Genomic DNA, 11,452 nt, shown 5'->3' on the forward strand with positions numbered 1-11,452 from the left:
CTTCGACCAGCACTGCGAAGCGCGGGTGACGCTCAAGCTGCAGAAGACTGAACACCACGTCGATGCCAGCCTCAATATTCCGGGTCAGACCCTGCACGCTGAAGCCAATGCGCAGACCATGTATGCGGCGATCGACCTGCTGGCGGACAAGCTTGACCGCCTGGTGATCAAGCACAAGGAGAAAAAACAGCAGCACGCACCGCTGCCGGTGGGCGACAATGGTGGCTGATCGCCACCGCTCCCCGCAGACATGCCCCTGACTGACCTCCTGGCGGCCGTGCAGACCCAGCTCTGCACGGCCACCGACCGCGACAGCGTCCTGCAGGCCGCGGCCGGATTGCTGGCCTGCCGCCAGGCCAACGCCGAACAGATCTATCTCAACCTGTGCCAGCGCGAGGCGTTGGGCAGTACCGCGATCGGCTACGGCATCGCCATCCCGCATGGTCGTGCGCCGACCCTGGATCGCCCCCGTGGCGCGCTGCTGCGTCTGCAGACCCCGGTCGATTTCGGTGGTGACGAGCCGGTGGACCTGGTGTTCGCCATGGCCGTTCCCGCCCACTACACCCATCAACACCTGATGCTGCTGTCCGAGCTGGCCGAGCTGTTTTCCGCGCCCTGCATCCGCCAGGCGCTGCGCGAGGCCGGTGATGCACGGGAACTGCGCCAGGCCCTGGACCTGACCCCACCGGCGAGCGCCGCATGAATACCAGCATCACTGCCCGCGAACTGTTCGAACAGCAGCGAGAGCGGCTCGRCCTGCGCTGGGCAGCGGGCAAATCCGGCGAGAAGCGTGAGCTGGAGGCCGGCAATACGGTCTCGCGACGCCCTTCGCTGGCCGGCTATCTCAATGCGATCTATCCCAACAAGGTGCAGATCCTCGGTACCGAGGAACTGTCCTGGCTGGACGCGCTGGAACCACGCCAGCGCTGGGAAACCATCGAAAAGATCATGCAGTCGCATCCGCTGGCGCTGGTGCTGACCCGCAACCAGCCGTGCCCGGAAGACCTGCGCGCGGCCGCCGATGAATCCGGCACGCCGCTGTGGTTGTCACCCAAGCGCGGCCACGAACTGCTCAACCATCTGTCCTACCACCTGGCCCGGACGCTGGCGCCGCGGGTAATCCTGCATGGCGTGTTCATGGAGATCTACTCCATCGGCGTGCTGATCACCGGTGAAGCGGGATCAGGCAAGAGCGAGCTGGCCCTGGAACTGCTCAGCCGCGGTCACCGCCTGGTGGCCGACGACGCCCCCGAGTTCACCCAGATCGCCCCCGACGTGCTCGATGGCACCTGCCCGGAACTGCTGCAGGACCTGCTGGAAGTGCGCGGCCTGGGCGTGCTGAACGTGCGCGAGATGTTTGGCGACACCGCTGTAAAGAAGAACAAGTACCTTCGGCTGATCGTCCACCTGACCAAGCCGATGACCGAGCCCACCCCCCATGGTTACGAGCGCCTGACCGGCGACTCGGGCACGCGCCACGTGCTGGACCTGGACGTGCCGCTGATCACCCTGCCGGTGATGCCCGGCCGCAACCTGGCCGTCCTGACCGAGGCGGCCACCCGCCTGCACATTCTGCGTACCAAGGGTATCGACCCGGCGGCGATGTTCATCGCCCGCCACAGCAACCTGCTGGAACGGCGAACGCCCTGACCTCCCTGTCCTTCGAAGAGCCCGTCCATGAGCACCGTCATTCCCACCGCCCCGACCCTGATCATCGTCAGTGGCCTGTCCGGCTCGGGTAAATCCGTCGCCCTGAAGACCTTCGAGGACCAGGACTACTACTGTTCGGACAACCTGCCGATCCAGCTGCTGCCGGATTTCGTGCGCAATGTGCTGAGCCACCATGACGGCGCGGCATCGCGCCGGTTGGCGGTGGGCATCGACGTGCGTGGGCAGAGCGACCTGACCCAGTTGTCCAGCTGGCGGCAGCTGGCCACCGATGCCGGCGTCGACGCCAAGGTGCTGTTTTTCGAGGCCAGCGATGAAACGGTGCTCAAGCGCTACGCCGACACCCGCCGCCGGCACCCGCTGAGCCAGCTGGGCCTGTCGCTGCCCGAAGCGATTGCCCGTGAGCGCGAGCTGATCGCGCCGCTGCGCCGCGAAGCCGATGCGGTGATCGATACCAGTGCGTTGAACGTGCACCAGCTGCGGCGCCGGATCATCACTGAATTTGCGATGGGCCATGCCAGCCGCCTGTCGCTGCTGTTCGAATCGTTCGCCTACAAGCGTGGCGTACCGGCCGAGGCCGACTTCGTGTTCGACGCGCGCGTGCTGCCCAACCCGCATTGGGATCCGGAACTGCGTGCGTTGAGCGGCCGCGAACCCGGCGTGCGCGACTACCTGGAAGCGCAGCCGGATGTGCAGCGCTACCTGGCGCAGCTGATGGATTTCCTGGATACCTGGCTGCCCAAGCTGGGCGATGGCACCCGCAGCTATGTGACGGTGGCCTTCGGTTGCACCGGCGGCAAGCACCGCTCGGTGTTCCTGGCCGAACGCCTGGCCCGCCATGCGCGTGAGATGGGCTGGGAAGACGTGGCGACGTACCACCGCGAACAGGATTGAGGGGGTCGGCCGGGCTGCGCCCGGCACCCGCAGAAACCACGGCAACGTCAACAGCAACAGCCGAAGCAACAGCAACATCGGATTCCCTTGGATGGCGAGGCGGTGTGGGCGCGCAGGACACGCCGTAAACCCATCCTTGGGGGCTCGATGGCGCCATCCATGGCGCCAACGGTCCTGCACCCCCACACCGCCCCGCCTCTGACAGATCGCGGCGGGTCGGAGTTGCACTGTGGGTAGGTGTCGACCTTGGTCGACACGGTAGATCCACGCCATGCGTGGATGAATCTCTGTCAGGCATCGAAAAAACGGATGGAGTCGGATCCCTTTTTCAACGAAAAAGGGCTCTGACCCGAACAACGCTGAATACGGGACACAGTGCCCCTCTCCTGCTGCTATCGCCAATTCACCTTGACCTGTTAACGTGCAGTAATGACCTGTGGCATTCTCCTCGTAACACATCCTGGGGTCGGGATCGCCCTGCTCGACGTGGCGACCCGGCTTCTGCGGCAGTTGCCGCTGAAGACCGAAGCTTTCGAAGTACCGTTCGACGCAGACCTGGATGCTCTGCTCCCGCTCGCCTCGGCCGCTCTGCGGCGGGTCGATGGGGGCGATGGCGTGCTGATCCTGACCGACCTGTACGGCGCCAGCCCTGCCAACCTTGCCGGGCAGCTGGCCCGGTTGGGGACCCCGGTTCGCCGGGTGTCGGCGCTGAGTCTGCCGATGTTGCTGCGGGTGATGAATTATCCGGAACAGGGACTGGATCAACTGCCCGCCACTGCGGCGGCGGGCACCCGTAATGGAGCGATAGTCGACGATGCTTGAACGAGAACTCACTGTGAGCAACCGCCTGGGCCTGCATGCCCGGGCCACCGCCAAGCTGGTGCAGACCCTGGCGCCGTTCCGCTGCAACGTGACCATGGCCGCCAAGGGCCGTGAGATCAACGCCAAGAGCATCATGGGCGTGATGCTGCTGGCGGCCGGGCAAGGCACGCCGGTCACCATCCGCATCAACGGCGAAGACGAAGTCGCCGCGATGGATGCGGTGGTCGACCTGTTCGAGCGTCGCTTCGACGAGGACAACTGAGCGTGCCGCGCGCGCGCGCCGGCCAAACCCCTACCGGCCAACGGCCGGTACAGCTGCTGGCCGGCCACGGCGCCGCCCGCGGCACGGCAATGGGCCGCGCCCGCGTGCGCCTGCCGCATGCACTGGAAGTAGCCGAACAGCGCGTCGCCCCCTCCCAGGTTGAATCCGAGCTGGCACGCCTGCATCGCGCCGTGGACGCGGCGCGCACGGAGATGCACGAGCTGCGCCAGCGCCTGCATGGCGCGCTGAACCAGGAAGTTGGCGAGTTCCTCGACCTGCATGCACTGCTGCTGGACGATCCCGAACTGCTGTTCGGCCTGGACGAACTGATCCGCAGTGGTCCCTACAGTGCCGGCTACGCGCTGCGCCTGCAGCGCGACCGCCTGGCCAAAGTCTTCGACGGCATGGACGATGCCTACCTGAAGAGCCGCATGGACGATCTCGACCATGTGATCGGGCGCATCCACGCGTTCCTGCAGCCGGAACGGCCCGCAGCGGTGAWGGGCCTGGCCGGCGAAATCCTGGTCTGCGACAACATCGCCCCTTCCGAGCTGGCCCAGCTGCAATCGCACGGTGTGGTCGGTATCGTCACCAGCGCTGGCAGCGCGCTTTCGCACAGTGCGATCCTTGCCCGCAGCCTGCACCTGCCGTTGATCGTCAGCGTGCCGCAGCTGCTGAACAAGGTGATCGACGGCGACGTGCTGATCATCGATGGCGCCGACGGCAGCATCACCGTCAACCCGCAGGCCGATAACCTGCGTGATTACCGGGCGCGCCTGAAGGAGCACGCACGCGAGCAGCGCGAGCTCGGCCGCCTGCGCAGCAAGCCCAGCCGTACCCGCGACCAGGTCGACATCGCACTGCTGGCCAACGCCGAATCGCTGGAAGATGTGACCCAGGCGCATGCGCTGGGCGCCCACGGCCTGGGCCTGTACCGCACCGAATTCCTGTTCCTGCAGCGCAACGAGCTGCCGGACGAAGAAGAACAGTTCCAGACCTACCGCGATGCGGCGCTGGGCATGAGTGGCCGGCCGGTGACCATCCGCACCCTCGACCTGGGTGCAGACAAGGCCGACCGCACCGGCCTGACCCTGAGCAACGAGGAAAACCCGGCGCTGGGCCTGCGCGGCGTGCGCCTGTCGCTGGCGCGGCCCAAGGTGGCCGACACCCAGATGCGCGCGATCCTGCGTGCCTCGGCCTACGGCAAGCTGCGCGTGCTGGTGCCCATGGTCAGCACCCGCGACGAACTGCTGGCGGTGCGCCGGCGCATGCTGAAACTGGGCGAGCAGCTGCGCGCCGAGGGCCACATGGTGGCCGAGCATGTGCCACTGGGCGCGATGATCGAAGTACCCGCCGCCGCGCTGGCGCTGGAGAGCTTCATCGATCTGGTCGACTTCCTGTCGATCGGCACCAACGATCTGGTGCAGTACCTGCTGGCCGCCGACCGCAACAACGAAGCCCTGGGCGAACTGTATTCGCCGCTGCATCCGGCCGTGCTGCGCCTGCTGCAGATGGTGATCGAGACCGGCGCACGCCATCGCATTCCGGTGGCGGTATGCGGCGAAATCGCGGGCGACGCACGGATGACCCCGCTGCTGCTGGCACTGGGCCTGACCGAGTTCAGCCTGCACCMGGGCACCCTGCTGGAAGTACGTCGTGCTGTCCGTGATGCCGATCTGGGAGCCCTGCGCGCCCGCGCACCGAAGCTGCTGGGCATGCGTGACCGCCGCGGCATCGAGCGCTGGCTGGCGCTTGTGGCGGACGCGTCCTGACCCCCGCGCTACGCGCTCGCCGGGCACGGCCCGGCGCTACCGCCGCGTGTCACCTTTGGTAGCGCCGGGCCATGCCCGGCGGATTCGATCTGGAGCAGCAGCCCCTTGTTGTTCAAGGAGCGCGCCGACAGGCGGGGGATGAGGTGGCATGCGTGGACCCCAGTGGCCTGTGGCCAGCGGGGTATGCGCTGAAACATCCCCTTGCGATAATGACACGCTGAACACCCCTGTTGCCGCATCCTTGCTGGGATCGCGGCTTTTCTTATCCCGCGGGAGCTGCGATGGCTGAGGCCGTACGCCACGACAAGACTGCGCGCCAGTTGCGGATGCTGTCCGATGCACTGGACAGCGGTCGGCTGGGCCCGGTACGCCGTCTGGTCAATACCCTGGCGCCGGCCGAGATCGGCAACCTGCTCGAATCGTTGCCGCCGGGCAAGCGTGAGATCGTCTGGGGCCTGGTCGATCCGGAAGACGATGGCGAGGTGCTGGTCCACGTCGGCGACGACGTGCGCGAAAGCCTGCTCGCGGACATGGACCCGGACGAAATCATCGCCGCGGTCGAAGACCTCGACATCGACGATCTGGCCGATCTGGTCGAAGACCTGCCGGACACGGTCATCGACGAAGTCCTCAAGTCGATGGACCGCGAGAACCGCGAGCGCCTGGAGCAGGTGCTGTCCTACCCCGAGGACAGCGCCGGCCGCCTGATGAACCCGGACGTGGTGACGGTACGCGCCGACGTCAACGTCGATGTGGTGCTGCGCTACCTGCGCCTGCGCGGCGAACTGCCGGACCACACCGATCACCTGTTCGTGGTCAGCCGCCGCCACCAGTACCTGGGCCGGGTGTCGCTGGCCTCGCTGGTGACCCACGAAGACACCACCCCGATCAACCGCCTGATCGACGATGAGCAGCCTGCCATCGATGTCGGCGAGAGCGACCAGGAAGTGGCGCGGCAGTTCTCCGACCATGACTGGATCTCCGCGCCGGTGGTGGATGACAACAACATCCTGATCGGCCGCATCACCATCGATGACGTGGTCGACATCATCCGTGGCCAGGCCGAGCACCAGGCGCTGGGCGCCGCCGGCCTGGACGAGGACGAGGACCTGTTCAGCCCGGTCTGGCGCGCGATGCGCCGCCGCTTGATGTGGCTGTCGGTGAATCTGTGCACAGCCTTCCTGGCCTCCAGCGTGGTCGGCCACTTCGAGGGCACCATCGACAAGCTGGTCGCCTTGGCGGTGTTGATGCCGATCGTCGCCGGACTCGGCGGCAACGCCGGCACCCAGGTGCTGGCACTGATGGTGCGCGGCCTGGCACTGGGCCAGGTCGGCAGTTCCAACGCACGCACGCTGCTGTGGAAGGAAGTGCGGGTGGCCCTGCTCAATGGCGTGGTGCTCGGTTCGGTGCTGGGCCTGATCGTGCTCGCCTGGTTCCACTCGCCCGGACTCTCGGCCGTGATCGCCATCGCGCTGACCTGCAACCTGTTGTTCGCGGCACTGGCCGGCGTGCTGGTGCCCCTGGGCCTGAAGCGCTTCGGCTTCGATCCGGCGCTGGCCAGCGGCATCTTCCTGACAGCGGTGACCGACTCGATGGGCTTCTTTACTTTCCTCGGCCTGGCCACCATGGTCCTGCTGCACTGACTGGAACTGCCATGGCAACGACGATCGAAAACTACTTTGCGCCGGGTTGGCGCGACCAGCTTCACACCTGTGCCGCCTGCGAGTGGAAAGGCAGTTCGCGGGCAATGGTGATGGAACTGGACGAGGACGCCACCGAGTATGTGTGCCCGGTGTGCGACAACCCGTTGCTGGTGGTGCTGCACCCGGACATGGCGCAGGTGCAGGCCGCAGCCGCAGGCGGCAATGCCGAAGCACAGGAGCAGCTGGAGATCATCGCCAGCTTCCCGCGCCCGCAGTGATGCGGCGCACGATGCCGGGCCGGTCGCGGCGCACTACCATCGAGGCGACATCGCCCTCATGGGAACCGCAATGCTTCGATCGCTTCTGCGCTGGCTGCCGCTGCTGGCCCTGCTGATGTTGACCGGGTGTGCCAGTACGCCGCCCGGTGCCCGCGGCCACTTCGAGGCACGTGCGGTGAAGGTGGACGGCGACACCGCCTACTACCAGGTGTTCATACCGGCCGCTGCCGCGCGCGCGGCTGGTCCGCTGCCGGTGGTGCTGTTCCTGCACGGCTCCGGCGAGCGCGGCGGCGATGGCGTGAAGCAGACCCACGCAGGCCTGGGCCCGTACCTGCGTCGGCACGCGGCCGACTTCCCCGCGCTGGCGGTGTTTCCGCAGGTTCCCGGCGACGAGGAATGGAGCGGCCGCAACAACCGCGTGGCGATTGCGGCACTGGACGCCACGATCGCCGAGTTCGGCGCTGACCCGGCAAGGCAGTACCTGACCGGAATGTCGATGGGCGGCTATGGCAGCTGGAACATCGCGCTGGACGATCCGAAGCGCTTTGCCGCGATCGTGCCGGTGTGCGGTGCGGTGCTGGCACCACGTGCGGTACGCCCTACCCTGTTCGTCGAGCAGGTGGCGAACGAAGCGGATCCCTATGCGGTGATCGCGCAACGGTTGCAGCGCACCCCGATCTGGATCTTCCACGGCGCGCTGGATGACGTGGTGCCACCGGATGATGATCGCCGGCTGCATGCAGCGTTCCAGACCGCCGGCGCGCGCGACGTGCGCTATACCGAGTACGCGGAGGGCAACCACAATGCCTGGGATGCCACCTACGCCGACGCGGCGATGTGGGCGTGGCTGTTCGCCCAGAAGCGCTGAGCGCTTGCTCCGGTAGAGGCCAACCTTGGTTGGCCCCCTTCTGGTAGATGCCAACCTTGGTTGGCACCAGCCTACCCAAGATCAAGCCATTCCCCGATGTCCGTCGCAAGCGTGTCCGCCCAAGCTTGCGGCATGCAAAACGTCCGCCTCCTGCTCGGCCGTCGCTCCAGCATCGGTCTCAGCTACATCCTGACTACCGTCGTGGATCGTCGTGCGCCCCTGTTCGCCAACGACGCTGCCGCAGCCCTGGCAATCCAGGAATTCCAGAGGCTGGATCAGGAAGGCTTCACCCGCTCGATCGCCTACGTGGTCATGCCCGATCACATCCACTGGCTGCTCGAACTACGTGCGGGAACACTGGAAACCGTCATGAAGCGCTTCAAATCGCGCACGGCGCAGCAGGCAAACCGGTTGTTGGGAAGGGGCGGGCGCTTCTGGCAGGCCTGCTACCACGATCATGCGATCCGCTCGGACGAATCGTTGTACCGGCATGCGATGTACCTGATGGGCAATCCGATCAGGGCGGGTCTGACGACGCAGTTGGGGCAGTATCGGCACGCATGGTGCGAGTGGGAGCTCGAGGCCTTGGGTGATCGACCGGAGGCATTCAGCACGGACGGATAGTGCCAACCAAGGTTGGCATCTACCAAAGCAGTGCACGTGCCAACCCAGGTTGGCACGCACCAACGCAGCAATCGGAGGCAATCAACCCAGCAGGGTTTCCAGCACGGCCATGCGTACGGCGACGCCGTTGGCGACCTGGCGCAGCACCCACGACTGCGGGCCGTCGGCCACTTCATCGGTCACTTCCACGCCGCGGTTGATCGGCCCCGGGTGCAGCACGGCGGCATCCTTGCCGGCGCGGGCCAGGCGTGCGGTGTTCAGGCCGTACTGTGCGTGGTACTGCTCCAGCGACGGCACCAGGCCTTCTTCCATGCGCTCGCGCTGCAGGCGCAACATCATCAGCGCGTCGACGCCTTCCAGCATCGCGTCGAAATCATCACCGACCACGCAGCCCTTGAGGGTGTCGTCGTCAGGCAGCAGCGACTGCGGGCCGCATACGCGGATCTCGCCCACGCCCAGCGTGCGCAGGGCATGCAGGTCGGTGCGGGCCACGCGCGAGTGCTTGACGTCACCGACGATCACCACCTTCATCTTCGAGAAGTCCGGGCCCTTGGCCTGGCGCAGGGTCAGCATGTCCAGCAGGCCCTGGGTCGGGTGCGAGCTGCGGCCGTCGCCGGCATTGACCAGCGCGGTGCCCTCGCCCGCCACCGCAGCCAGCGCCGCCACGGCGCCGTCATCGGGGTGGCGCACCACGAAACCGCGCACGCCCATCGCTTCCAGGTTCTTCAGCGTGTCGCAGGCGGTTTCGCCCTTGCGCGTGGACGAGGTGGAGGCGTCGAAGTTCAGCACGTCCGCACCCAGCCGCTGCGCCGCCAGATGGAACGAGCTGCGGGTACGGGTGGAGGGTTCGAAGAACAACGTGCACACCGCCGATCCGCCCAGCACGTGGCGCTTGTTACCGACACGGCCGACCGCGGCATCGCGGATCTGGCCAGCGCGGTCGAGCAGTTGCACCAGGGTGTCGCGGGGAAGACCTTCAAGCGTCAACAGGTGGCGCAGGCGGCCGGAGTCATCGAGTTGCTGGGCGGTCATGGCGGGGTTCGTATCGTCAGGGAATGGGAATGGCGTCGTCCGGCGACGACAACCAGCGGTCGATGATCACCGCCGCAGCCACGGCATCGAGCGCAGCCGCGTCGCGGCGACGCTTGCGCCCTTCGGCGCGCTCGACGGCGAAGCGGCGGGCGGCCTCGACCGAGCTGGAACGCTCGTCGATCATCACCACCGGCAGCTTGAAACGTTCCCGCAGCTGGCGGGCAAAGCCCTGCGCGCGCTTGCGGTTGGGCTGGTCCTGGCCGTCCAGGGTCAGCGGATCGCCAACCACCAGGCCATCGGGCTTCCATTCCTTGAGCAGGCGTTCGATCGCCGCCCAGTCGGGGCCATTGCCGTGCACATCGACCACGGCCACCGCACGCGCATGCGCGGCGAAGGCACTGCCGATCGCCACGCCGATCCGGCGCGAGCCGACATCGAAACCGAGTACGGTGCCATCGCGACGGATGAGGGCCGGCTCAGACATGGCCGCTGTAATCGGTCAGCCGGAACAGATCGACGCCAATGCGCGACGCGGCGCCCTGCCAGCGCTGTTCCAGCGGCAGCTGGAACACCAGTTCGGCATCGGCCGGCACGGTCAGCCAGCTGTTTTCGGACAGTTCGCTTTCCAGCTGGCCGGCACTCCAGCCCGCGCAGCCCAGGGTGACCACGGCATTGGCCGGGCCTTCGCCACGCGCCATCGCCTCAAGGATGTCACGCGAGGTGGTCAGGTACAGGCCCTCACCGACGACGAGGCTGGAATCCCACGCGCGCGCGTCGTCATGGATGACGAAGCCACGCTCGGGATGCACCGGTCCGCCATTGAGCACCGGACGCGCCTGCAGGACGCCATCGCCGGTAGCGATCTCCATCTGCGCAAGCACCTCGCCCAGGGTGTACTCGGACGGCTGGTTGACCAGCACCCCCATTGCCCCGTTCTCGTCGTGCTGGCAGATCAGCGCGACGGTGCGGGCGAAGGTGGCGTCGATCAGCGACGGCAGCGCCACGAGCAGGTGATTGGCGAGGGAAGTCGGCATTACTGGCATGGGCGCCATTCTAACCGCTGCGACCRGATGCGGGCGCGAAGGGATGGGCTAGGATGGCGCTCTTGCAAGGAGGACGACCCGATGCAGCAGGATGCAACGCTGTCATGGCCCACCCGCAGCATGATCGTGTTGATCGCACTGCTGCAGGGGCTGATGCTTTTCGCGGCCCAGGAACTGGCGGATCAATGGCCGTTCCGGGACATCGGCTGGCGCTACTGCTGGTATGCCTGGGTATTGACCGTGCCCACCGCAGTGGCCTTGACGCTGGTCGATCTGAAGGCCTGGCGCCTGTGGCTGCACGCCGGGTTGGCCTCGTTGCTGGTCCTCGCCCTGGCCGCTTGGACCGCCTGGAACCTGAGCGGAGAAACCGCGCTGTATGCGGCCGTGCTGCAGGTTCCGCTCTCGATCTGCCTGGCCGTTGCCACGTTCATTGCCCTGCCGTGGTGGCAGTTCCGCCTGCATGCCGGACATTGGCGGGCCGACTATGGCGCGTTGTTCGAACGCGCCTGGCAGAACGGGCTGACCCTGGTGCTGGCGGCGGTGTTC

The 11,452-nt window shown here is 66.7% G+C and carries 14 protein-coding genes and 1 pseudogene; 12 read left to right on the plus strand and 3 right to left on the minus strand.

Annotation, left to right across the window (positions count from 1 at the left end; translation table 11 throughout):
- The 11 genes from hpf to AC1DJN_RS16715 all read left to right on the plus strand — a co-directional run.
- Positions 1-229: ribosome hibernation-promoting factor, HPF/YfiA family (hpf, locus tag AC1DJN_RS16665; RefSeq protein ID WP_478039529.1), on the plus strand; the 229-nt coding region annotated here is incomplete at its 5' end.
- Between the two features lie 21 nt (positions 230-250).
- Positions 251-703, plus strand: a complete 453-nt coding sequence (locus tag AC1DJN_RS16670; protein WP_032977285.1) for a PTS sugar transporter subunit IIA — start codon at positions 251-253, stop codon at positions 701-703.
- Positions 700-1,650 (plus strand): HPr(Ser) kinase/phosphatase, encoded by a 951-nt coding sequence (gene hprK / locus AC1DJN_RS16675; protein ID WP_478039531.1) that lies wholly within the window; start codon positions 700-702, stop codon positions 1,648-1,650. Before AC1DJN_RS16670 ends, hprK begins: the two co-directional genes overlap by 4 nt.
- A 27-nt stretch (positions 1,651-1,677) precedes the next feature.
- Complete coding sequence (gene rapZ, locus AC1DJN_RS16680) at positions 1,678-2,562, plus strand: RNase adapter RapZ (RefSeq protein WP_032951584.1); 885 nt, start codon at positions 1,678-1,680, stop codon at positions 2,560-2,562.
- 429 nt (positions 2,563-2,991) lie between these two features.
- Positions 2,992-3,384, plus strand: a complete 393-nt coding sequence (locus tag AC1DJN_RS16685) for a PTS sugar transporter subunit IIA (protein ID WP_025874023.1) — start codon at positions 2,992-2,994, stop codon at positions 3,382-3,384.
- Positions 3,377-3,646: an HPr family phosphocarrier protein gene (locus tag AC1DJN_RS16690; RefSeq protein ID WP_025874024.1), complete on the plus strand. Its 270-nt coding sequence runs from the start codon at positions 3,377-3,379 to the stop codon at positions 3,644-3,646. Before AC1DJN_RS16685 ends, AC1DJN_RS16690 begins: the two co-directional genes overlap by 8 nt.
- Positions 3,647-3,648: 2 nt before the next feature.
- On the plus strand, positions 3,649-5,418 hold the full coding sequence (gene ptsP / locus AC1DJN_RS16695) for a phosphoenolpyruvate--protein phosphotransferase (protein WP_478039533.1): 1,770 nt from the start codon (positions 3,649-3,651) through the stop codon (positions 5,416-5,418).
- A gap of 281 nt (positions 5,419-5,699) precedes the next feature.
- Entirely contained in the window at positions 5,700-7,061 is a 1,362-nt protein-coding gene (mgtE, locus tag AC1DJN_RS16700) for a magnesium transporter (RefSeq protein ID WP_025874026.1), read from the plus strand.
- Positions 7,062-7,072: 11 nt separating this feature from the next.
- Positions 7,073-7,339 carry a hypothetical protein gene (locus tag AC1DJN_RS16705; protein ID WP_442251280.1) on the plus strand — a complete coding sequence of 89 codons (267 nt, stop codon included), beginning with the start codon at positions 7,073-7,075 and terminating at the stop codon, positions 7,337-7,339.
- 70 nt (positions 7,340-7,409) lie between these two features.
- A complete protein-coding gene (locus AC1DJN_RS16710; protein ID WP_025874028.1) occupies positions 7,410-8,207 on the plus strand; it encodes a carboxylesterase family protein in 798 nt (265 codons plus the stop codon).
- 132 nt (positions 8,208-8,339) lie between these two features.
- Complete coding sequence (locus AC1DJN_RS16715; protein WP_051585095.1) at positions 8,340-8,831, plus strand: REP-associated tyrosine transposase; 492 nt, start codon at positions 8,340-8,342, stop codon at positions 8,829-8,831.
- 81 nt (positions 8,832-8,912) lie between these two features.
- Here AC1DJN_RS16715 and AC1DJN_RS16720 read toward each other — a convergent pair whose 3' ends face one another.
- Genes AC1DJN_RS16720 through AC1DJN_RS16730 form a run of 3 tightly spaced genes read right to left on the minus strand, consistent with a single transcriptional unit; the run spans position 8,913 to position 10,906 of the window.
- A complete protein-coding gene (locus tag AC1DJN_RS16720) occupies positions 8,913-9,863 on the minus strand; it encodes an aspartate carbamoyltransferase catalytic subunit (RefSeq protein ID WP_025874030.1) in 951 nt (316 codons plus the stop codon).
- A gap of 16 nt (positions 9,864-9,879) precedes the next feature.
- Positions 9,880-10,347 (minus strand): Holliday junction resolvase RuvX, encoded by a 468-nt coding sequence (gene ruvX / locus AC1DJN_RS16725; protein WP_025874031.1) that lies wholly within the window; start codon positions 10,345-10,347, stop codon positions 9,880-9,882.
- Entirely contained in the window at positions 10,340-10,906 is a 567-nt protein-coding gene (locus AC1DJN_RS16730) for a YqgE/AlgH family protein (protein ID WP_032977293.1), read from the minus strand. The genes ruvX and AC1DJN_RS16730 overlap by 8 nt, the downstream gene beginning before the upstream one ends.
- 81 nt (positions 10,907-10,987) lie before the next feature.
- On the opposite strand from AC1DJN_RS16730, the pseudogene AC1DJN_RS16735 reads away from it, so the two are divergent.
- Positions 10,988-11,452, plus strand: a pseudogene (locus tag AC1DJN_RS16735) (DUF4153 domain-containing protein); the annotation flags it as partial.

It is taken from the genome of Stenotrophomonas sp. 05L414_2 (assembly GCF_056397905.1).